This window comes from Microvirga sp. P4_A5, assembly GCF_056402495.1.
Genome location: NZ_JBFUHH010000007.1, coordinates 16,765 through 37,105, shown reverse-complemented (window position 1 = coordinate 37,105; position 20,341 = coordinate 16,765). Strand labels below are relative to the sequence as shown.

The 20,341-nt window shown below is 63.4% G+C and carries 21 protein-coding genes and 1 tRNA gene; 9 read left to right on the top strand and 13 right to left on the bottom strand.

Translation table 11 applies throughout. The features are described from left to right. Positions 1-63 precede the first annotated feature (63 nt). From pdxY to AC1DVM_RS04060, 3 genes are read left to right on the top strand one after another with little or no spacing between them, the layout of a single operon-like run. Complete coding sequence (gene pdxY, locus AC1DVM_RS04070; protein WP_477252241.1) at positions 64-912, top strand: pyridoxal kinase PdxY; 849 nt, start codon at positions 64-66, stop codon at positions 910-912. A gap of 4 nt (positions 913-916) precedes the next feature. After that, positions 917-1,822, top strand: a complete 906-nt coding sequence (locus AC1DVM_RS04065) for a PhzF family phenazine biosynthesis protein (protein ID WP_477252240.1) — start codon at positions 917-919, stop codon at positions 1,820-1,822. Next, positions 1,819-2,532 (top strand): NUDIX hydrolase, encoded by a 714-nt coding sequence (locus tag AC1DVM_RS04060; RefSeq protein ID WP_477252238.1) that lies wholly within the window; start codon positions 1,819-1,821, stop codon positions 2,530-2,532. The genes AC1DVM_RS04065 and AC1DVM_RS04060 overlap by 4 nt, the downstream gene beginning before the upstream one ends. Here AC1DVM_RS04060 and AC1DVM_RS04055 read toward each other — a convergent pair. Beyond that, entirely contained in the window at positions 2,523-2,846 is a 324-nt protein-coding gene (locus AC1DVM_RS04055) for a hypothetical protein (protein ID WP_477252236.1), read from the bottom strand. The two genes, AC1DVM_RS04060 and AC1DVM_RS04055, sit on opposite strands and share 10 nt — an antisense overlap. 383 nt (positions 2,847-3,229) lie before the next feature. On the opposite strand from AC1DVM_RS04055, the gene AC1DVM_RS04050 reads away from it, so the two are divergent. Then, the gene (locus tag AC1DVM_RS04050; RefSeq protein WP_477252234.1) at positions 3,230-4,795 is read left to right on the top strand and encodes a 2-isopropylmalate synthase; all 1,566 of its coding nucleotides are present in this window, start codon (positions 3,230-3,232) and stop codon (positions 4,793-4,795) included. A 182-nt stretch (positions 4,796-4,977) separates the two neighbouring features. After that, positions 4,978-5,053: transfer RNA gene (locus tag AC1DVM_RS04045), tRNA-Lys, on the top strand. A 273-nt stretch (positions 5,054-5,326) separates the two neighbouring features. Here AC1DVM_RS04045 and AC1DVM_RS04040 read toward each other — a convergent pair. Next, positions 5,327-5,953 (bottom strand): FMN-dependent NADH-azoreductase, encoded by a 627-nt coding sequence (locus AC1DVM_RS04040; protein WP_477252232.1) that lies wholly within the window; start codon positions 5,951-5,953, stop codon positions 5,327-5,329. A gap of 108 nt (positions 5,954-6,061) precedes the next feature. Here AC1DVM_RS04040 and AC1DVM_RS04035 point away from each other — a divergent pair, with 108 nt between their 5' ends. Continuing rightward, entirely contained in the window at positions 6,062-6,991 is a 930-nt protein-coding gene (locus tag AC1DVM_RS04035; RefSeq protein WP_477252231.1) for a LysR family transcriptional regulator, read from the top strand. 85 nt (positions 6,992-7,076) lie between these two features. Next, the gene (locus AC1DVM_RS04030; protein ID WP_477252229.1) at positions 7,077-7,388 is read left to right on the top strand and encodes a helix-turn-helix transcriptional regulator; all 312 of its coding nucleotides are present in this window, start codon (positions 7,077-7,079) and stop codon (positions 7,386-7,388) included. Positions 7,389-7,624: 236 nt separating this feature from the next. Here AC1DVM_RS04030 and AC1DVM_RS04025 read toward each other — a convergent pair whose 3' ends face one another. Further along, on the bottom strand, positions 7,625-8,833 hold the full coding sequence (locus AC1DVM_RS04025) for a GGDEF domain-containing protein (protein WP_477252228.1): 1,209 nt from the start codon (positions 8,831-8,833) through the stop codon (positions 7,625-7,627). A 163-nt stretch (positions 8,834-8,996) separates the two neighbouring features. Then, positions 8,997-9,662 (bottom strand): PAQR family membrane homeostasis protein TrhA, encoded by a 666-nt coding sequence (gene trhA / locus AC1DVM_RS04020; protein ID WP_477252226.1) that lies wholly within the window; start codon positions 9,660-9,662, stop codon positions 8,997-8,999. Between the two features lie 191 nt (positions 9,663-9,853). Between trhA and AC1DVM_RS04015 the strand changes: the two genes are divergently transcribed. Beyond that, complete coding sequence (locus tag AC1DVM_RS04015; protein WP_477252225.1) at positions 9,854-10,066, top strand: alkylphosphonate utilization protein; 213 nt, start codon at positions 9,854-9,856, stop codon at positions 10,064-10,066. A gap of 259 nt (positions 10,067-10,325) precedes the next feature. Here the strand turns inward: AC1DVM_RS04015 and AC1DVM_RS04010 are convergent, their stop codons facing one another. Continuing rightward, positions 10,326-10,814, bottom strand: a complete 489-nt coding sequence (locus AC1DVM_RS04010) for a hypothetical protein (protein WP_477252224.1) — start codon at positions 10,812-10,814, stop codon at positions 10,326-10,328. A gap of 333 nt (positions 10,815-11,147) precedes the next feature. Here AC1DVM_RS04010 and AC1DVM_RS04005 point away from each other — a divergent pair, with 333 nt between their 5' ends. Next, on the top strand, positions 11,148-12,890 hold the full coding sequence (locus tag AC1DVM_RS04005) for a mechanosensitive ion channel domain-containing protein (protein ID WP_477252223.1): 1,743 nt from the start codon (positions 11,148-11,150) through the stop codon (positions 12,888-12,890). A gap of 14 nt (positions 12,891-12,904) precedes the next feature. Here the strand turns inward: AC1DVM_RS04005 and greA are convergent, their stop codons facing one another. The 8 genes from greA to AC1DVM_RS03965 form a co-directional block, all read right to left on the bottom strand. Beyond that, positions 12,905-13,372, bottom strand: a complete 468-nt coding sequence (gene greA, locus AC1DVM_RS04000; RefSeq protein WP_477252222.1) for a transcription elongation factor GreA — start codon at positions 13,370-13,372, stop codon at positions 12,905-12,907. A 58-nt stretch (positions 13,373-13,430) separates the two neighbouring features. Next, on the bottom strand, positions 13,431-14,540 hold the full coding sequence (locus AC1DVM_RS03995; RefSeq protein ID WP_477252221.1) for a branched-chain amino acid ABC transporter permease: 1,110 nt from the start codon (positions 14,538-14,540) through the stop codon (positions 13,431-13,433). Continuing rightward, on the bottom strand, positions 14,537-15,559 hold the full coding sequence (locus AC1DVM_RS03990) for a branched-chain amino acid ABC transporter permease (RefSeq protein WP_477252220.1): 1,023 nt from the start codon (positions 15,557-15,559) through the stop codon (positions 14,537-14,539). Before AC1DVM_RS03990 ends, AC1DVM_RS03995 begins: the two co-directional genes overlap by 4 nt. After that, positions 15,556-16,281 carry an ABC transporter ATP-binding protein gene (locus AC1DVM_RS03985; protein WP_477252218.1) on the bottom strand — a complete coding sequence of 242 codons (726 nt, stop codon included), beginning with the start codon at positions 16,279-16,281 and terminating at the stop codon, positions 15,556-15,558. The genes AC1DVM_RS03990 and AC1DVM_RS03985 overlap by 4 nt, the downstream gene beginning before the upstream one ends. Continuing rightward, complete coding sequence (locus AC1DVM_RS03980) at positions 16,278-17,054, bottom strand: ABC transporter ATP-binding protein (protein ID WP_477252216.1); 777 nt, start codon at positions 17,052-17,054, stop codon at positions 16,278-16,280. The genes AC1DVM_RS03985 and AC1DVM_RS03980 overlap by 4 nt, the downstream gene beginning before the upstream one ends. 7 nt (positions 17,055-17,061) lie before the next feature. After that, positions 17,062-18,252 carry a substrate-binding domain-containing protein gene (locus AC1DVM_RS03975; protein ID WP_477252214.1) on the bottom strand — a complete coding sequence of 397 codons (1,191 nt, stop codon included), beginning with the start codon at positions 18,250-18,252 and terminating at the stop codon, positions 17,062-17,064. 103 nt (positions 18,253-18,355) lie between these two features. After that, complete coding sequence (locus tag AC1DVM_RS03970; protein ID WP_477252212.1) at positions 18,356-19,291, bottom strand: DMT family transporter; 936 nt, start codon at positions 19,289-19,291, stop codon at positions 18,356-18,358. Between the two features lie 170 nt (positions 19,292-19,461). Further along, positions 19,462-20,298, bottom strand: a complete 837-nt coding sequence (locus AC1DVM_RS03965; RefSeq protein ID WP_477252210.1) for a universal stress protein — start codon at positions 20,296-20,298, stop codon at positions 19,462-19,464. Between the last annotated feature and the right edge of the window lie 43 nt (positions 20,299-20,341).

Genomic DNA, 20,341 nt, shown 5'->3' with positions numbered 1-20,341 from the left:
GTGCAATTTGCTGCGGGCGTGGCAATGCGCTAACCCCATGTCGGCTTTTTGGGCACGACCAAGATGAACGTTCTGTCGATACAATCGCATGTGGCCTATGGCCATGTGGGCAATTCCTCCGCGGTCTTTCCAATGCAGCGGCTCGGCGTCGAGGTCTGGCCGATCCACACGGTGCAGTTCTCGAACCACACCGGCTATGGCTCCTGGAAAGGCCGGGTAGTGGACGGCCCCGCCATCGAGGAACTGGTCGAAGGGATCGCCGATCGGGGCGTGCTTCAGGCCTGCGATGGCGTCCTGTCCGGCTATATGGGCTCGGCTGATATCGGCAATGCCATTCTGTCCACTTTGTCGCGGGTGCGAGCCCTCAACCCCGCGGCCCTCTATTGCTGCGACCCGGTGATCGGCGACGTCGGTCGCGGCGTCTTCGTTCGTCCGGGCGTGCCCGAGTTCATGCGGGATCATGCCGTTCCGGCGGCCGACATCATCACGCCCAACCAGTTCGAGCTCGAATATCTCTCCGGCATCGGGACGGATTCGCTCGCGGGCGTCAAAGACGCGATCGCGGCGGTGCATCGGTTGGGCCCCAAGGTCGTGCTCGTCACGTCGATCGAAACCCGCGACATGCCTCCCGACGCACTCGACCTGATCGCCGGGGAGGGCGGTCGTTTCTGGCGCGTGCGGACGCCGAAGCTTTCGCTCAATGTAAACGGCGCCGGGGATGCGATCGCGGCTTTGTTCTTTGTGCATTATGCTCGTTCGAGATCGGCCGAAACCGCGCTCGTCGAATCCTCTGCTTCGATCTTCGGATTGCTCAAACGCACCGCCGAGGCCGGCTCGCGCGAGATTCTGACCGTTGCAGCGCAGGACGAATTCGTGTCGCCCACCCGCCGTTTTCCCGCCGAGGAGATTTGACGCCATGGCCCGCCGCTTCGTGACACTCGATGTCTTCACCGCCGATCCGCTGACCGGCAATCCGCTCGCCGTCGTCCTCGATGCTCAGGATCTCGACACCGCGCAAATGCAGGCCATCGCGGGTGAGTTCAACCTGTCCGAAACGGTTTTCGTCCTGCCGCCTGACGATGCGCGGCAACGCGCCGACATCCGGATTTTCACCCCCAAGCGCGAACTGCCCTTTGCCGGGCATCCCACCGTGGGAACGGCGGTGTTGCTCGCGCTTCTCGATCTCGGCGGGAAGCCCGGGGCGGTGGCGTTCGGTCTCAAGGAAAAGGTCGGGATCGTGCCATGCGCGGTCGAAGTCCTCAATGAGACGAGCGGCAGCGCGCGTTTCCGCCTTCCGAAACTGCCGGAAACCTGGGCCCCCGGCCGGGAGAGCACCGAATCCGCCTGGGCGCTCGGACTCGATCCGACCGAGATCGGGTTCGACCGTCACGTGCCGAGCCGACATTCCGCAGGCGTTCCTTACGATCTGGTCCCGGTCGCGTCGCTCGACGCTCTGGCACGTGCGAAGCCAAACGTCGAAGCATTGGAGAAGGCGTTCGGCGACAGCAGCCACCCCGCCGCCTATGTGTATACGCGGCTTGATCGTGAAGGGGGCCTCGCCTTCCGCGCCCGCATGTTCGGGCTCGGCATGGGCGTCGCGGAAGATCCGGCGACCGGTTCCGCCGCTGCTTCTTTCGCCGGTGCGCTGATGCAATGCGAGCCCCTGGGCGACGGCGAGCACGACATCGTCATCGAACAGGGCGTCGAGATGGGACGGCCGAGCATCATCAACCTTCAGATGGTGATCAAGAACGGCGCGCTTGTCTCGGCGGAGATCGGCGGCAACGCAGTCCTCATCAGCCGAGGCGAATTGCTTCGATGACATCGGACGCGATCATCATCCGCGTATCGCACGTCGAGGCCCGGTTCGACACAATGCGATGGTCCTGGGCGGAGGACAATCGCGAGGCAATCGCCGCCAACTGGCAGCGGCGCGTCGCAGCCAAGCCGCGCATGTTCAACGGACGCGTCCTACTGCTCGGCGACATTCTCGTCTCGCCCGAACTCTGCCGCAGCACCTATTTCGAGACCGATTATGCCAATCTGGTTGGCTGGATCGATATGGATTACCCCGACACCAGCGTCGCGAACGGCTTTGCCATGGGGGCGCTGCGCGGATCGGACGGCGCGTTCATCTGCGGCGTCATGGCGGACCACACGGTCAATGCCGACAGGGTCTATTTCGCCGCCGGGACACCTGACCGTGCCGACATGCGGCCCGATGGGACGGTCGATCTGGCGAGCAGCCTGACGCGGGAGCTGGTCGAGGAGACCGGGCTCCACGAGAGCGACTATACGGTCTCGGACGGGTGGATCGTGGTGGACCGCTGGCCCACGGTGGCGATGATGCGTCTGGTGACGCTCAAGGTTCCCGCCGATGAAGGCGCGAACAAGATCCGGGCGCTGATCGCCGGGCAGAATCTGCCCGAGCTGAAGGACGTGAAAATCGTGCGGGGGATGGACGATATCGACCCCGATACGATGCCGCTTTTCCTGCAATCATTCTTCGCGTGGGCCTTCGCTCAGCGATAGCCGTATCGGCTCTTCGTGGCGTCGATCATGCGCATGGCCTCGGCGTCGCGTCCGGCGGCGCACGCGGCCTCAGCCCGCTCGATCTCCTTCTCGACCCGTCCGTGGACCGAGGGGCTGACGTGACCCATCGCCAGATCGTTCGTCATGATGGCCCGATAACGATCGACCTCGCCCCGACACCCGCCTCCACCCGGGAGTGCGAACCCCGTCGGTGTTACGTTGGTCGAGCCGGCGGCGGGGGCAGGGGCTGTCGTCTGGTTACAGGCGGCAAGTCCGAGAGCCCCAATGAGCGCGGGAAGGATAGCAAGCCTCACGAGCGGCCTCCATGACGTGGTTCGACGCTTTGTGTCGTTCCCATCCGGATAAACGCCGCGCTTGTTGCGGGCAAGAGGGCCGTTTGGGCAAGATTGTTCGCCCGCGCGCCTTGCCACAGCGCCGAAGCATGTTTAGAAACGTGCGGTCTGTCGCGGTCTTCCCGTGACGTTTGGAGGTTTGGGTCGCGATGTTCATCGTCTCCCACAGCGCCTTGAAGAACTGCCCCGCTTCCGCGGCAGCTTCTGCGCGCCTCCTCGGCCTCCTTCTCCTTAGTCGCCCCTGAGGGTCGACTGGGCGCTGGCGCCTGGGCACTCAGGGGTTCGAAAGAAGGAACCAACCTTGAGCGCCTTGTGATCGCTCGCTCCGAGAAGGACTAGACCCGATGACCGCATCCCCCGTTTCCGGTTCGCCCCGCGACCGCGTCTTGATTTTCGACACCACCCTGCGCGACGGCGAGCAATGCCCCGGTGCGACCATGACTCTCGAGGAGAAACTCGAGATCGCCGAACTGCTGGACATCATGGGCGTGGACATCATCGAGGCCGGGTTCCCCATCGCGTCGATCGGCGATTTCGAGGCCGTGAGCCTGATTGCCAGCCGGGTGAAGAACGCGACGGTCGCCGGTCTGGCCCGCGCCATCTCGGGCGACATCGCCCGTGCCGGCGAGGCCGTTCGCCATGCCGTGCGTCCGCGCATCCATACCTTCGTGTCGACCTCCCCGATCCATCTGGCGCACCAGATGCGCAAGACGGAGGACGAGGTCATCGAGATCATCACCGCGACGGTTTCGCAGGCCCGCAACCTCGTGGAAGACGTGGAATGGTCGGCCATGGACGCGACCCGCACGTCCATCGATTATCTGTGCCGCTGCGTCGAAGCGGCGATCAAGACCGGTGCGACCACCATCAATCTCCCCGATACGGTGGGCTATTCCACGCCGGACGAATATCGCCATATGTTCCGCGCCATTCGCGAACGCGTCCCGAATTCCGACAAGGCGATCTTCTCCGCGCATACGCATGACGACCTCGGTCTCGCGGTCGCCAATTCGCTGGCTGCCATCGATGGCGGCGCGCGGCAGGTGGAATGCACGATCAACGGCATCGGCGAGCGGGCCGGCAACGCGGCGCTCGAAGAGATCGTGATGGCGATCCGCACCCGGAGCGACGTGCTGCCATACGATACCGGCATCAACGCCGCGATGCTGACCCGCGCGTCAAAGCTCGCGGCTGCGGCGACCTCGTTTCCGGTGCAATACAACAAGGCCATCGTCGGCCGGAATGCGTTCGCGCATGAGAGCGGCATCCATCAGGACGGCATGATCAAGAACGCGCAGACCTATGAGATCATGACGCCGGAAAGCGTCGGCGTGTCGAAGACCTCGCTGGTGATGGGCAAGCATTCGGGCCGCAACGCGTTCCGCACGCGCCTCGGCGAAATGGGCTACGACCTGTCCGACAACCAGCTCGAAGATGCCTTCGTGCGCTTCAAGGAATTGGCGGACCGCAAGAAGCATGTCTACGACGAGGACATCGAGGCGCTCGTCGATCAGAACATCGCCACCGCGCATGACCGCATCAAGCTGGTATCGCTGTCCATCGTCGCGGGAACGCGCGGCCCGCAGCGCGCCACCATGAAGCTCCAGATCGACGACAAGATCGTCACCGAGGAGCAGGAGGGCAACGGGCCGGTCGACGCCACCTTCAATGCCATCAAGGCGCTGGTGCCGCATGAGGCGAAGCTCGAACTCTACCAGGTCCATGCGGTGACCGAGGGGACCGACGCGCAGGCCGAGGTCTCGGTCCGTCTCTCGGCGAATGACCGCAGCTTCACCTCACGGGCCGCCGACCCGGATACGCTGGTGGCCACCGCCCAGGCTTATCTCGGCGCCCTGAACAAGCTCATGAGCCACGGCGAACGGCTTCACGCTCAGCACGCGGCCGAATGATCCGACCCGATGTCCCCGCCCGTAGCGGCGGGGACATCCAATCGGTGGAGACGGAGGCGATCCCGGAAAAACCCTTCGCGAAATCAACGAATCCTCGGCGAATGGGGTAGACAGCCGCCGCACGGTTTGTTACTTGCACGGCCTCTTCAGCGGGCCACGTCCTGCTGAATTCGCTTCGGCGAGGGTGCATAGCTCAGTTGGTAGAGCAGCTGACTCTTAATCAGCGGGTCCAAGGTTCGAGCCCTTGTGCACCCACCAATCCTTTCAGGGACTTAGGTGGAACAATACGAAGGCTGGCTTCGGTTGCCAGCCGTCGACGTTGCGCGTGATTCTCCGATCGCCGCGCCCGCTTCATCAAAGTGCCACACCCGGAAACTGAGGCTGACGGCTGATCAAGTCGCCTCTTAAACCTGCGCCGTCGGCGGCTCTCAGGAGCCAGCCGCCAACGAAGCGTTGCGAAAACTATCTAACGTTTGGAAGATTTGAGGTTGGGCGCCCATCGGGCCGGCGCCCAAACTGAAGATGGCTGTATCAGGCCGCCTGCCTGACGTCGGCGTCGGCGAGCCGGCGCAACTCCGATGTGGCGCCCTCGATCGCTTTCTCACGATAATCAGGCCCCATGGCGAGGCGTTCGGCGCGGACGAAATCGACGTTGGTGATGCCGATGAACCCCAGCAAAGCGCGCAGGTGCGGCTCCTGACCGTCGAAGACTTTCGCCGGACCGTCGCTGTAGAACCCGCCGCGGCTTTCCACCACGATGGCCCGCTTGCCCTTGAGCAACCCCTCGGGCCCTGCTTCCGTGTAGCGAAAGGTCGTGCCGGCGCGCAGCACGTAATCGAACCAGGTCTTCAAGGTCGAGGGGATGCCGAAGTTGTACATCGGCGCTCCGATCAGAACGGTATCGGCGGCCTGAATCTCGGCGATGAGTTCGTCGGCCAGAGCGCGGGTCCGCCGTTGCTCGGCGTCAGGTTGGTCGTTTGCCAGGCCCTGGAGCGCGCTGCCCGTGATGTGAGGGACCGGGTTCTCACCGAGGTCGCGCGAAATGACCGTCACGGACGGGTCCTGACTGCGCAGGTTCGAGAGGGCTTCGTTCACAAGCTGCTTCGAGACGGACGCCTCGCCGGACAGGCTGCTGTTGAGGACAAGAACGGTCGACATGGGAACTCCGATCGATGGACGATTGTGTCATCCCAAGATAATGGTTCTCAAAACGCAACAGAACGGTCATAATCCGCACATCACTGTTGACCGGAATGGAACGCCGACATGTCCGAACTCGACGATATCCGGGCGTTTGTGGAGGTGGCGGATGCCGGCGGGTTCGGCCGGGCGGCCAAGCGGCTGGGCGTCTCGAAGTCGATCGTCAGCCRACGCATCGCCCGGCTCGAAACGGACCTCGGAACGCGGCTCCTGAGCCGGACGACCCGCGGCATCAGCCCGACCGAGACCGGGATCGACTTCAAGGCCCGGGCGGAACGTATCCTTGCCGATCTGGGCGAGGCCCGCGACGCGGTCGCCCACCATTCCGGCGAGGCCGTGGGCGTTTTGCGGATCTCACTCCCTTTGGCGTTTGGATTGCGCCATGTGACGCCGCTCCTCGCCGAGTTGCTCAGCCGCCATCCACGACTGGAGATCGAGGCCTCTTACAGCGATCGGTTCGTAGACCTCGTGGGCGAGCGGCTGGATGCGGCGATAAGGATCGGCGAGTTGAAGGATTCGAGCCTCGTGGCGCGCCGCTTCGCGCGCGGGACAGCCGTCATCGTGGCAAGCCCCGCTTATCTTGCGCGCCATGGCCGACCCGCCGTCCCCGGGGATATCGTGGGGCGCGAATGCCTGATCTATAGCGGCAGCGCGGGCCGCGACTGGGTATTCCAGGTGGGCCGACGCCGGGTCGTCATTCGCCCCGAGGGACGCTTCAGGGCCGATAACGGGGACGCGATCCTGGACGCGGCGAAACTGGGTCTGGGCATCGCCGCCCTGCCGACCTTCATCGCCTCGGACGATATACAAACCGGCGAACTCGTGCCCCTCCTGACGGAATATCCGATGCCCGAATACGGGCTCTATGTGGTCCGCCCCCCGGGCGCTCATCTTCCGGGAAAAGTCCGCGTGCTCATCGATCTCCTCGTCGAGAGGTTCGACGGCGAGCCGCGCTGGGACCCATGCCAGATGGCAGCACTCGGTCGCGAGGCATGACCCCCGGAAAAGACGGCGGCATGCGGCTCGGCGGTTGGCGAAGACGGCTTTCTTTGATACTAAAAGTGTCAAAAGAGAGAGCAGCGTGCCAGACCAGAAAGTGTCCGTGAAACAGATCAAGGCCGCCCGCGCATTGCTCGGGTGGTCGCAAGCCGATCTTGCCGCCGCGTCCGGCGTGTCCGAACCGACCATCAAGCGGCTCGAAGCGGGCGATGGCGCGCTCGGAGGACGGTTGGAGACCGGTGACAAACTGCAGGTCGCCTTGCAGCTCGCGGGAATCGTCTTCTTTTCCGAGAACGAGATGAGCGCGGCGGGTGGGCCGGGTATACGGCTGAAACCCACAAGGACGGATGAAGGTTTGCGCCCGGATCAACTCAATTCTGAAAATGACGGGTGACGGCCGATGTCGCCGGGCCGGGCTGGTGCGCGGACTTGACGCGAAGAACGCGTGGCTGTCTTAACGAGATCCCGGGGCGCAACGGCTGCTCACCGGACCTGAAACTTAGAAAGTGATCGTCCACGATGACATTGCACGAGCATATCGAAAAGCATTGGCGCATGGCCGCCATCGTCGTGGTTGTGCTGTTTCTGGCGTATAGCGTGACGTTCTTCTGGTAATCCTGCGCGCCCGTGTCAGCGGGCTCTTCTATACGCCGCAGCGGATGAATCGTAGCCCGCGGGAGAGAAGGTCTCGACCCCGTCGATCAGACTGCGGTTCCGTCCTGCGTTCTTTGCGCCATACAACGCGCGGTCGGCGCGTGAGACGACATCCCACACCGTTTCGCCATCCCGACGCTGGGCGATTCCAAAGCTCGCGGTGACGGAGCGCCCGGGCGCGACGGCGGTAAAACGCGCGCGTTCGAGATTCTCCCGCAACCCTTCCGCGAACATGCGCGCAACAACGGCGTCGGTTTCCCGAAGCAGCACGACAAACTCTTCGCCGCCGATCCGCGCCACCACATCGCCGCCGCGCGAGGCCTCGCGCAGAATCGTCGCCACCGATCGCAGGACATTGTCGCCGCTTCTGTGTCCGTAGGTGTCGTTGATCGATTTGAAATGGTCGATGTCGCAAACGATCAGGCTGAACAGGCCGTCTCTGCTCGTTCCGATCACCCGTTCGGCGGTTGCATCGAACCCTCGGCGGTTAAGCAGGCCGGTAAGTGGATCGGTATCCTTTTCCCGTTGCAGATCTGTGATCGTGTCGGCTGCGCTCGTGGCCAGAAGCGATAGTGCCAGCACCATCCCGAAGAGCGGCATGGCGATTTGCAGAACGACCCAGAAGGGCGACGCGCCCAACCCGTCGAGCGCGCCATTCGAGACGATGACCAAAAGCGTCCGCGGGACAAAATGCAGCGCGAACAGGAGCAGCGCCCAGTAGAGAATCCGATCCGTCAGCATGCCGCGTTTCATGCTGCCTAATCGTGGCAGCGCAACCAAGAGGATGAGCGCCATGCCGATGTTCTGAATGCAGATGCGGGCGGCCAGGTTGTCGGATATGTAATGAAAATACGAAATGGCCGATAGGATCGCCGTGACAACGGCCACGTAGCGAATCGTGCCGCCGCCAGCCGATGCGCGCTGCAACAGACCCTCGACCAGGGATATCGCGCTCAGCAAGTACAGAAGCGCCGACAGCTCGGTCTCAAGGCCGCTCTCCGGCGTCAGATCGAGTATCTGGACAGTGACGCCCAAGCTGTAAAATGCGAAGGCGAGCGAAAAGCACAAGATGTGCCAACGTGCCCGGTCCAGAAGCCAGATTAACAGAAACGTGAGTGCAAAGATGAGAACCACGGCTGGCCCGATGAGGGCGAAGATCTGTCGTGTGACAAGAAATTGCAACACTGTGCGCGGCTACCTGCATCGGCTGGAATAGTCCCCCCTGAAACGTCATCAGGAAGCGCCTTGAGCGTCTGCAGCGACATGCTGCCCGCCCATGCTCCAAAACCTATAAAGCAAGCTGGGCCGCTTACAAGAGAAGGTTCAAGGGCGGGGGATCAGCGCTTCGCTAGGCGTGCGCCAGGATCATATAATCGAGCACTGCACCATAGTGACAAGCCGCAGCCAACAACACGAAGGCATGCCAGATGGCATTCTGGAACCGAAGGCGTTCCCAGACGTGGAAGACGACGCCCACGGTATAGAGGCCTCCACCGACGGCCAGCCACCACATGGTGGAGGCGGGCAGAGCGCCGAAAACGGAATCGTAGAACACAATCCCGCTCCACCCCAACGCGAGGTAAAGCAGGATCGACAACCGATCGAAACGTCCTGGCATGGCGAGCTTCAACGAAATTCCGAGGGCTGCCGTCGTCCAGATGCCGGCCAACAGCGCAGGGGACGCGATCTCGCCGTTGATGCGGGTTAGAAATGGCGTGTAGGTGCCGGCGATCAGAAGATAGATGGCGGAATGGTCGAACCTGCGCAGGATCCACTTTACCCGCGACACCGGCCACATGTTGTAGGTGGCCGAAACCGCGAGCACCGCCACGAGGCCGGTGGCGTAGATCCATGCCGCCGCATAGGCGCCCCATGCCAGGTGGAAAGCGGACACCAGGAGCGTCGCTGCGCCGGCAAGGGCGAAGCCGACTCCGGCCACGTGGACGATCGCGTCCATGCGCAACTCGGCAGCGTCGAAATTTCGATAGGGTGCGCAGGGCGGCTTCGGCTGCATCGGCTCCTCGTAGGCGACATCGGCGAAGCCGTGCAGGGGGACAACGATTAGTGGATTGAATGGTTTCGCACCGCACTGTGACGCGGATAAGACGAGCTTGCGTTCGATCGGGCGGGGATTCCAGCCGACCCCGGCTTGACTATCGCGATGCCGTTCCAGACACAGCATCATAACCTTCGGAGCGCGATGTCATGGACGTGAAAGACAGCAACGGTACTCTGCTGAACGACGGCGACTCGGTTCAATTGATCAAGGATCTCAAGGTAAAGGGCACGTCTGTGACCCTCAAGCGGGGGACCGTGGTCAAGAACATCCAGTTGACGGCGAACGAGGAGGAGATCGAGGGACGCGTCGAGAAGGTCAAGAATCTCGTCCTCAAGACCTGCTTTCTGAAGAAAGTCTGACGAGAGGCTGTGCTCCAGGTCGCTGGTCTCGGCCCTCAGGCGAAAAACCACAGGCCGAGAACCGGCAGTCCAACCGCCAAGGTCCGCGTCCAGATCATGGTGGACCGTCCCAGCGTGAATTCGAAGCCATAGCTCTCGTGGGGCACCGATGAAGCTCCGCGAAGTCGGGATCGGTGCCGTTTGGTAACCAAAACTCTGAAAGTCTGTCGCCTAGTCCTTCGTCTCGCCGGTCGGGCTCTCCAATACTTGCCGCCAGGGATCAGCGCGATTGTCCGCCGGGCGACCTCTCCTCAGGGGAAGAACGGAATCGGCGGGACGGCTTGCGAGCCAATACGCCCTGTTCCTCCAAGTTCTTCACGACGTCCTCGGTGACGATTCCGGGCTCGCGCACCCATCCGTCGCCGCCCGGGATCTGCGGAACGACATGGATGCGCCCGTCTCCGATCTGATCGACAATGCACGAATAGGCCCTTCGATCGCCGGGGGGGCGATAGATGACGGTGGCGCCCACGCGCAACCGTTCGCCATCGCCGGTCTCGAGCGAGACGGGGATCGGCTCGCCGTTTCCGACACCTGCCCGCGTTGCTGCGCGATAGCGGTCCAAAGCTGCGATGGCGGACCGGGCACGGTCCCGAAAGCGCTCGGTCACGACCCTCAGGACGGGGTCTTCGCTGCGGCCGGGATACCAGGAATTTCCCCCGGCGCGCGCCAACTCCTCCGCAACCACATCGACTTCCTTTTCGGTCATTTCTGTCTCCCGGGAATGAAATGATGTCGGAGATGATTCAGGCAGGCACACTCTGTGTGACCAAAGGGGAATGCATGATAGCGCTCGGAGAGACGGCATGAACAGATGCGATGGCGGCCGAAACCACAAATGTGATCGACATCTCGCGCCACGCGAGGACAGCGTTCTCAAGGCGAATACGTCGCCACGTGTTTAGGCGAGCGTTCCTAGCGATCCGTCCCGGTCTGGCGTTCGCGACGGCGCGAGGATCGGATTCCTTGCGTGCGGTCAGGCCGCTGGCTAAGAGGAAAGGGCCGCGATGACGCATTGCGCCGGGCGGCACGGGAAGCAGCCATGAAATTTTCTGCACGTCACCTTGCGAACGATGCGGCGATACCGCTCCTCACCGTTTTTCTCGTCAGCCTGTTCGTGGCTCTGCAGTTTTTTGGCTCCCCGCCAGCGCTTGGCAGTCTTCGGTCGCTCGCGCCCGCGGAGACATCGAGCCCGCGCGCCACCCTCGAGGGATTCCGATCCCAGACGGCCCGGGCTTCCCAGTTGCTTCTCGAAGCCTATCGCCAGAACAGGTCGGAGCCGGGACTTTTCTGGAGCGAAGGCGTCAAGGACAAGGTCAAGGAAGCCGAATCCCTGCTGGCCCGCGCGTCCCGCGCACTCGATCTCAGCCAGGTCCCGCCGGTTGACCTCGAACATCGCAGGCTGGAATCGACGCTCCTTCTGAAAGAGATTCTCGACCGCGTGCCGTTGCCGCCTTCGACCAATCTGCCCGGTGCGGATCAGACGCTCCAGAGCTGGAACGTGCCCGGAACCGAAATCCGCATCGTGCGCATGCCAGACGGTCCCCGCGCCGGCGAGTACCTTTTCTCCAACGAGACCGTCAATCTGCTCCGCGATTTCTATCAATTGATCCGGGAAGAGCCGAACGCCAACGGAGCGACCGAGGATTTCTACGATTTCTTCAGCCAGTCGCCCGGCTATCTCCTGCCGCCCAAATGGTTCGCGCTGGTCGAAGCCCTGCCGCCGTCATTCCGTGTCGAGTTGCACGGGCAGGCCTTGTGGCAATGGATCGGCCTTCTGCTGACGCTCGGGATCGCCGCCGCGGTCGTGGCGGGCGTCTTTCGGATGATGAGACGCCGCGCGGGCTCTGGCGAGTCGAGGAGGCCGGTCGTCGAAAGCGTGCTCGTTCCGGGCACAATCCTGGTGGCGGCTCTGTCCGTCGCCTATGTGTCGGATTATCAGATCAACCTCACGGGCGACGTCAACGATACCGTCGAGGCGATTGCCGAGGGCATCGCCTATCTCGCCGGAGTATGGGGAATCATGCGGTTCTCGGGCGCTCTCGCGGACCATTTGACGTTTTCGAGAAGCGAGAGCATCGATGCCCACCTGGCGCGCGCGGCCGTGCGGATCGCGGGCATCGGCATCGCCCTCGCACTCTTGATCTACGGTGCGTCCTATCTCGGATTGCCCCTTGCCGGCCTTCTGGCAGGGCTCGGCGTCGGCGGCCTCGCCGTCGCGCTGGCCGCAAAGCCAACGCTGGAAAACTTCATCGGCGGCCTCATTCTCTACGCGGACCGTCCCGTTCGTGTCGGCGACCTGTGCCGGTTCGGGACGCTGGAGGGGCGCGTGCAGGAAATCGGCATCCGGTCCACACGCATCCGTGGCCTCGACCGTTCGTTGATCACGATTCCCAACGCGACATTCGTCAATCTCAACATCATCAATCTCACGAACCGCGATCGGATGCCGTACAAGCGCATCGTCGCATTGCGCGCGACGGACGGCATCGGCATTCGCCAGGAAGTCGAGGCGCTGACAGCGCTTGTGGCGCAGCATCCCATGATCGAGCCCAACACGCTGGAAGTGCGCCTGCGGGAGGACCCGGAGGAAAAGCCGAAAGTCGAGATACGCGCGCTGATTACGACCTCCAAATGGGAGGAGTTCCTGCGCATCCAGCAGGATATCGATCTGCTGCTCAGGGATGCCGTTCTCGTGCCCGAGGCGCCGATTCCCGACGCGACCGATGCCGAGCGCAACGACAACGATGTCGCCGAAGACGCGCCGAAACAGGCGAAAGCATAAAACCCCGCGATTGGTCAGCGGATGGCGACGATCTCCGCTTCCCCGTGGCCTAGAATCGCCACGTCGCCCACTTCCTTTCCCATCAAGGCCTGAGCGAGGGGCGATACATAAGAGATCGTGCCGGCCGTCGGCTCCGCCTCGTCTTCGCCGACAATCCGATAGGATTGCTCCCGCCCGTCCTCCCGGCGGAAGGTCACCGTGGACCCGAATCGGACGTGAGAGTGATCCACCGGGTCAGGCACGACTTCGGCGGTGGCGCGCCTGTGGGTCCAGTAGCGCAGATCCCGGGAGGCTCGCGACACCTCGGCGCGGTCGTCGCGTGCCTGAGCCTGTGCAAGGTTCTCCCGCAACCTCGCGATCTCTTCGTCCATACGGGCAAGACCGGCCGAGGTCACGAGATTGGAATGCGGACTGATCTGGCGATCCGGCAAATCCTCGAACGCTTCACCGCCCTCGGCCTCACGAACGAAAGCCCTGCTCATGGCGCACTCCTTGGAATCCTCAAGGAAAACGATTGAGAGCGGGCTTTAGTTCTAAGAATTAGCGCTCCTTGCGAAGATGCCCGACGATACCGCCCGGAAACGCATAGACGCTGACGATGAACAGCGCGCCGAGCCAGAGGAGCCAGCGATCGGGATGGACGAGATCGGGCAGGAGCGGGATGCCCGACAGGCTGGCGCTGGCAGCCCCCATCAGAACCTGCAGGTAGCTCTGCGCCAGCACGAACAGCGCCGCGCCGATCACGGCTCCGTACATAGTGCCCATGCCGCCGATCACCACCATCAGCAGGATGTCGATCATGATCGAGAAAGACAGTGTCGTGTCGGGACCGTTGTATCGCAGCCACAGCGCCAGCATCGCGCCGGCGAGCGTCGCTGCCAGAGCGGAGATCACCGACGCGGCCGTCCTGAAGGCGACGACCCGGTAGCCGAGCGCCTCGGCGCGGAACTCGTTCTCGCGGATCGCCTGGAGGACGCGCCCGAAGGGCGAATTGACGATGCGCAGAAGGACGAGGAACACTGCGAGCGCGGCGAAGAAGACGAGATAATAAGCCAGGATCCGCCCATTGATCGTGAGGCCGAAAACAGGCTCGGAGAGAAGGCGAAAGGCCGGGCGCAATTGCGGCGGGAGCTGAAACGAAAGGCCGTCTTCGCCGCCCGTGACCGTCGACATCTGCGAGGCGAGGACCGCCGCCGCGGATGCGACTGCGAGCGTGATCATCGAGAAGAAGATCGCGCGCACACGTAAGGACAGAAGACCGATGGCGACGGCCAAAACCGCCGAGAGCATCAACGCCGCCGCGACCCCGATCGCAACCGAAGTCCAGGTCGGGCCCAACCGCYCCAGCGCGATGGCGACCCCGTACCCGCCGATGCCGAAGAACATCGTGTGGGCGAAGGAGACTATCCCCGTATAGCCGAGGAGCAGGTCGTAGCTTGCCACGAGCGCGATGAACACGCAGATCTTCGCGGCGGTGCTGAGCGGCTGGCTGCCGGAAAACAGGAATGGCGTCGCGGCGAGAACGGCGACGATGCCGATCAGGATGATCGAGAGCGCGCGCGAACGCGGCGGATCGGATGACAGGAGGCGCGCGATCACGCCTCGCCGTGGCGCCACTTCAAAAGGAGTCGGGGCGGGGGAGGCGATCATCGACGGGCCACCGGGAACAATCCTTGCGGACGCCAGACGAGCACCAGCGCCATAACGAGGATATTGGAGATCAAAGCCAGTTTGGGAGCAAGAAAGCCGACGTAATTCGCCACCAGCGCCACGAGGAGCGAGCCGACGAAGCAGCCGCCGACAGAGCCCAGGCCGCCGATGATGATGACGATGAAAACGAGCACCATCACTTCCATGCCCATGCCGGCCGTGAGCGTCTGACGGTAGAAGGCCCACATGACACCCCCGAGGCCGGCGAGCGCCGAACCGGCCACGAACACGCTCACGAAGAGCCGCCGGATCCGATAGCCGAGCGCCTCGACCATCTCCGGGTTCTCGACGCCGGCGCGGATCAAAAGTCCGATCCGCGTTCGGTTGAGCAGAAGCTCCATGCCGCCGAACACCGCCAACCCGATCACGACCGCGAAGACGCGATAGCGCTCCATCACGATGTCGCCGAGGACGTAAGCGCCGCGCAAGGATTCCGGCAACGCGATGGGAATCGGGGAAGCCCCCCAGATCGCGTGAATGGCCTGCTCGGTCACGATGAGTCCGCCCATCGTGACCAGGATCTGCTTGAGGTGATTGCCATAGACCGGCCGCACGATGACGCGCTCGAAGACGGCGCCCACAACGGCCGTCAGCGCCATGGCGACGACGATGCACAGACCCATGAGCGCGAGATTGAGGCCGAGAGAATCCGCTTCACCCCAGGCGGCAAGCGGCCCGAGCACGATCAGCGTCGCGTATGCGCCGAGGGAGATGAAAACTCCGTGGCCGAAGTTGATGATGTCCATCAGGCCGAACACGAGGGTGAGCCCGGACGCCATGAGGAAGATCATCATCCCCATGGCGAGGCCCGCGACCGTGAGCGTGACCCAGGAGGAGGGGTTGCCGATGAAGGGCAGGGCGACGAGCGCGAGGGCGGGGACGAGGAGAAGCGGTAGCCAATCCGTCCGATTGCGCGGCAGTTCCGTCGTGTCGGATGCGCTGGTGGTGACGTCGGTCATTGGTGAGCATCCAGGCTGAGGCCGAGCAGGCGCTGCTGCAGGGCCTGATCGGCGACGAGATCGCTCATGGCGCCGGAATGCGCGATACGCCCGTCGTCCATCACGAGAACGTGGTCGCCGAGCGCCGAGGCGGCGAAGAAATTCTGCTCCACGAGCAGGATCGTCTCGCCCGCTTCCTTCAGGGCGCGAAAGGCTTCGATCATGCTGCGCACCATCACCGGCGCCAGACCCTTGGTGGGCTCGTCCACGAGAAGCAGACGCCGGGGCTCTGCGATCGCCCGGGCAATCGCAAGCATCTGCTTCTGTCCGCCGGAAAGATTGCCCGCCGGCAGGTTCCAGAAGCGCTTCAGCGCGGGGAAGAGTCCGAGCATCCAGTCCAGTCGGTTGGGATCGACGGGTCCGTTGCGGGCCGCCAGCACGATGTTCTCGCGCACGGTGAGGTCGGTAAAGATTGCCATCGATTCGGGCACATAGGCGATGCCGGCGCGGGCAATGTCGGGCGTCGAGACCTTGGAGATGTTCAGGCCGGCGAAGCGAATGGTGCCGGATGAGGCCTGCCAGAGTCCCATGATGGTGCGGAGCGTCGTGGTCTTGCCCGCGCCGTTGCGGCCCAGCAGAACCGTGAGACCGCCGATGGGAATCGCGCAATCGACGCCGTGCAGGATGTGATAGGGCCCGATATGGGTATGCACGCCTTCGAGCTGCAGGAGAATTTCGCTCATGCGGAAACCTCGACGCCCAGATAGGCTTCCTGAACGATGGGAGAGGCGATGACGGATGCCGGCTCGCCGTCGGCGACCAGGGTTCCGTTATGCAGCACGACGATGCGATCGGCGAGCGAGCGCACCACGTCCATCTTGTGCTCCACGAGCAGGACGGTGGCGTCGCCCCTGCGCTTGATGTCGTGAATCAATTCCAGAACGGTCGGAACCTCGTCGACGCTCATTCCGGCCGTGGGCTCGTCGAACATGAAAACCCTGGGTTCCATGGCGATGAGAAGTGCAACTTCGAGCTTGCGTTGATCTCCGTGCGAGAGCGCCGCCGGCTCCACATGCCGCTTGTCCGAAAGGCGAACGCGTTCAAGGATTGCCTCTGCCTTTTCGATGAGATCGCGGCGGCTGTTCCAGACCCGGAAAAGCGACCACCCCGCATCCGCCCGGCTTTGCACCGCGAGGCGCACGTTCTCGAGCGCGGACAAGCGGGGAAACAGGTTGGTGAGCTGGAAGGCGCGACCCAATCCGCGGCGGGCGCGGCTCGAGGCAGGCAGGTTCGTGATGTCCTCGCCCGCCACGAGCACATGGCCGGCGCTCGCACGCAATTGGCCGGAGATCAGGTTGAAATAGGTGGTCTTGCCTGCGCCGTTGGGCCCGACGATGGCAGTCAGCGTGYCGGGCGCGAACCGGCACGACACGTCGTTGACCGCCACGTGGCCGCCGAAGCGAATGGTGAGTCCGCGCGTTTCGAGCGCGGACTCATTCGAAGACGGTGAAACCACGATCCGGTCAGCGCTTGTTGCGCACGGGAATGGGCAGCTTGTCGGCCGGGATGGTGTTGACCAGGTCGAGCAGGTCGTTGGCATCCTTTCCGTCGGCCTTGCCCTTGAAATGGTACATGACCTGAAGTGCCTGATGATCTTCCTTGCGGAACGTCATCGGCCCCTTGGGTGTCTCGAAGGTCATGCCTTCCATGGCGCCGATGAGCTTCTCCGTATCGGTGCCGCCCGCCTTATCGATGGCGGTCAGAGCCGCCGAGGCAGCAGCGAAGCCGCCCGCCGTAAAAAAGTCCGGCGGCGCGTTGAAGCGCTTCTGGTGTTCGGCGACGAGCCAATCGTTCATCGGGTTTTTGGGGAAGGCGTAGTAGTAATAGATCGCGCCTTCCATGCCGGGATAGTTCTTGTAGATCTGCATCGCCGGCAGGATGTTGCCGCCGGGTGCGATTTCGATGCCGTACCGCTCGGGCTTCAGATCCGCGATCTTGGGCAGCGGGTGCTGGCCCGCCCAGATGATGGTGATGATCTTCTTGCCGGGCTTGTCCTTCAGCGCGTCGAACAGGCGCTGCGCGGAAGCGGTGAAATCGGTGGCGTTCTGGGGTGTGTATTCCTCGAAAACCACCTTTGCGTTCGGGCGGATTTCCTTGAGCGCGGTCTTGACCGCCGCGACGCCGTCGCGGCCGAACGCATAATCCTGCGCCAGCGTCGCGACGCTCACCTCGCCCGTCGCGGGAATCGCCGCCGCCGCGCCATAGGCGTCCTGCGTGGAATTGCGCGACGTGCGGAAGATGAAGCGGTTCCATTTTTCGCCCGTGATGGCATCCGCCACGGCCGGCTCGACGATGAGCACCTTGCCGTTTTCCTCGGCGACCGGCAGCATCGCCAGCGCGGCCGCCGACGAGGTGGTTCCGATGGCGAGATCGACCTTGTCGTCGTTGTAGGCCTGCTCGAGCAAGGTCTTGGCGAGATCCGCCTTGAGCTGATCATCCTTGACGATCACGCTGATCTTGCGACCCTTCCAGCTCATCGAGCCTTTCGTGAGATATTCGAGCCCCATCATGAAGCCGGCCTCGGTCTGCTTGGCATAAGCCTCGAGCGGACCGGTCTTGCCGGCGATCAGGGCGATCTTGATGTCTTGAGCCATCGCAGTCGATGCCATGAGGACGGCTGCCGTTGCGGCAGTGACAGTGAGTATCCGGCGCATGTGTTTCCTCTGATTTTTGTGATGTTATTGGGGCGCGCGCGGCACCGTCTGTCAAGCGCAAGTCTTGGGCAGAACGATGTCGGCTGTCGGCTCCGAGGCGGCCTCAGGCTTCGGGGAGTATCGGCTTTTCGATATCCTGCGCGACACGTCCGCGGCGCGCGGCGCTTCGCTCCAGAAAGAGAAGAACCAGGCCGGCGGCGCAAATGATTCCCGCGCCGACCAATGTCCAGAATTGCACGATGTCGCCGAACGCCAGATACCCGAGAACGATCGCCCAGATGATGAGCGTGTATTGGTAGGGCGCCACGATGGAGGCGGGTGCGAGTTTGAGCGAGCGGTTCACGCAGGCATGTCCGGCCATGGACACGATCCCGAGGAGAAAGAGGGCCGCGAGCTCCAGGGCCGAGGGTTGAACCCAGGCGAACGGCGCCGTGACCGCGCCGAACACGAGCGCGCCTGCGATCTGGCCGAGGACAAGCGTTCCGTCCGGTGTCTCGCGCAGCTGGCGCGTGGTGATCATCAACAAGGCGTAGAACAGGCTTCCGGCGAGCGCGATCAGAGCCGGCAGAGTGAGAGTTGCGGGCGAGGGCCTCAGCGCCACCAGCACGCCGACGAAACCGACCGCGATGGCGAGGATGCGTGGCCAATCCAGTTTCTCCCCCAGCAGGAAGACCGCGAAAGCCGCCACATAGATTGGCGCCGCGAGATAATAGGTCATGACGTCAGCGAGCGGCAGATAGGTGACGGCCGCGTAAAAGCAGGCGACCTCGAGGGTCGAGAGCACGATGCGGATCGTGTGCAGCCCCGGACGGGGCGGGATCGCCAGCGGAGTTTTCTGCCTGCGCATGATGGGCAGAAGGACGACGAGCGCGGCGACGCTGCGCAGCAACAGCACCTGGCCGACCGAATAGGTCGCAACGAGCCATTTGCCCATCACGTCGTTCACCGCGAACAGAAAGATACCGAGCAGCATCAGGCCGATGCCGAAAAGCGCGCCTGATCGCACTATTTGCGGACGGGTTGCGCCGGCAGCGCTCATGGCTGACGGCCCGCGAAGCGGGGAGCCGCGGGATGGCTAAACGGGTCGGGCCTTGAACTGGCGACGGGGGACATGAAACGACTCAATCGCGGCAAACGATATGGTGCATGCGCGTGCGGCGACCCTCCGTCCATGGGGCGTCGGGAGTTGTCCCCCGATGCCGCCCGGTTTCAATGAGCCATCAGGACGGGCATCGTGGTGTTGCCGAGGATATGGCTGGTGGCGCCGCCAAAGAACATCTGGCGCAGGCGGCTCTGAGTATAGGCGCCCTTCACCAAAAGATCGCAGCCCAGCGCGGCGCTTTCGCCAAGGATTCGTTCGCCGGGACGGTTGGCGGGATCGCTGCCGATGAGCGCTTCGGCCGGTATGCCGTGCATCGCCAGCGACCGCACGAGCTCCGAGCCCGATGGGCCTGGCACGCCCCAGTTTTCCAGCTCCAGCACGACGACGCGGTTGGCCTTGGCAAGCAGTGGCATCGAGCCCAGCACCGCGCGCGCCGTCTCGGTGCTGCGGTTCCAGGCGATCACGATAGTCTTGCCGAGCGTCTTCGGGGCCGTAGGGGGGGCGATCAGCACCGGGCGTCCGGTTTCGAACAGGGCTGCTTCCACGGTGGAAAGCCGCGCATGACCGCTGGCTCCGTCGGGACGTCCCAGCACCGTCACGTCGAAAACCCGACCATAAGCCCCCATGAATGCGTCTTCGCTCAAGCCTTCCTGCCGCCAGCCGTAGCTTAGTCCGGAGAGGCTGCTCGTCGAGGCCGACACACACTTGCGGGTCATGAACGCGTCGAAGCGCTCGTGGCAGGCGGTCGCCATCTCCTGCCGGTTCTCCGGCGTGATCGGGGAGGGCACCCCGATCGCGATGTCGACCGGCAGCACCACCGGGTAATCCGGCGTGATGGCAAGGCCTTCGATGTATGAGCCGAAGCTCTGGCCAAGGAGAAAGGCCGTTTCGAGGGCGGATTCGATGACGCCGTGATCTTCGATCGGAACAAGGATGCTTTTCATGAGAGTATTGTCGCGCTCAAGAGCATTCTCCGCAAGTCCCTGC

Excerpts from the sequence above, each read along its gene's own strand:
- AC1DVM_RS04040 (WP_477252232.1), bottom strand. The coding sequence starts at position 5,953 with ATGTCGACCGTTCTTGTCCTCAACAGCAGCCTGTCCGGCGAGGCGTCC.
- AC1DVM_RS04050 (WP_477252234.1), top strand. The coding sequence starts at position 3,230 with ATGACCGCATCCCCCGTTTCCGGTTCGCCCCGCGACCGCGTCTTGATT.
- pdxY (WP_477252241.1), top strand. The coding sequence starts at position 64 with ATGAACGTTCTGTCGATACAATCGCATGTGGCCTATGGCCATGTGGGC.
- trhA (WP_477252226.1), bottom strand. The coding sequence starts at position 9,662 with ATGCAGCCGAAGCCGCCCTGCGCACCCTATCGAAATTTCGACGCTGCC.
- AC1DVM_RS04065 (WP_477252240.1), top strand. The coding sequence starts at position 917 with ATGGCCCGCCGCTTCGTGACACTCGATGTCTTCACCGCCGATCCGCTG.
- greA (WP_477252222.1), bottom strand. The coding sequence starts at position 13,372 with ATGAGCAGGGCTTTCGTTCGTGAGGCCGAGGGCGGTGAAGCGTTCGAG.
- AC1DVM_RS04010 (WP_477252224.1), bottom strand. The coding sequence starts at position 10,814 with ATGACCGAAAAGGAAGTCGATGTGGTTGCGGAGGAGTTGGCGCGCGCC.
- AC1DVM_RS04060 (WP_477252238.1), top strand. The coding sequence starts at position 1,819 with ATGACATCGGACGCGATCATCATCCGCGTATCGCACGTCGAGGCCCGG.
- AC1DVM_RS03990 (WP_477252220.1), bottom strand. The coding sequence starts at position 15,559 with ATGACCGACGTCACCACCAGCGCATCCGACACGACGGAACTGCCGCGC.
- AC1DVM_RS03975 (WP_477252214.1), bottom strand. The coding sequence starts at position 18,252 with ATGCGCCGGATACTCACTGTCACTGCCGCAACGGCAGCCGTCCTCATG.
- AC1DVM_RS03970 (WP_477252212.1), bottom strand. The coding sequence starts at position 19,291 with ATGAGCGCTGCCGGCGCAACCCGTCCGCAAATAGTGCGATCAGGCGCG.
- AC1DVM_RS04005 (WP_477252223.1), top strand. The coding sequence starts at position 11,148 with ATGAAATTTTCTGCACGTCACCTTGCGAACGATGCGGCGATACCGCTC.
- AC1DVM_RS04015 (WP_477252225.1), top strand. The coding sequence starts at position 9,854 with ATGGACGTGAAAGACAGCAACGGTACTCTGCTGAACGACGGCGACTCG.
- AC1DVM_RS03985 (WP_477252218.1), bottom strand. The coding sequence starts at position 16,281 with ATGAGCGAAATTCTCCTGCAGCTCGAAGGCGTGCATACCCATATCGGG.
- AC1DVM_RS03965 (WP_477252210.1), bottom strand. The coding sequence starts at position 20,298 with ATGAAAAGCATCCTTGTTCCGATCGAAGATCACGGCGTCATCGAATCC.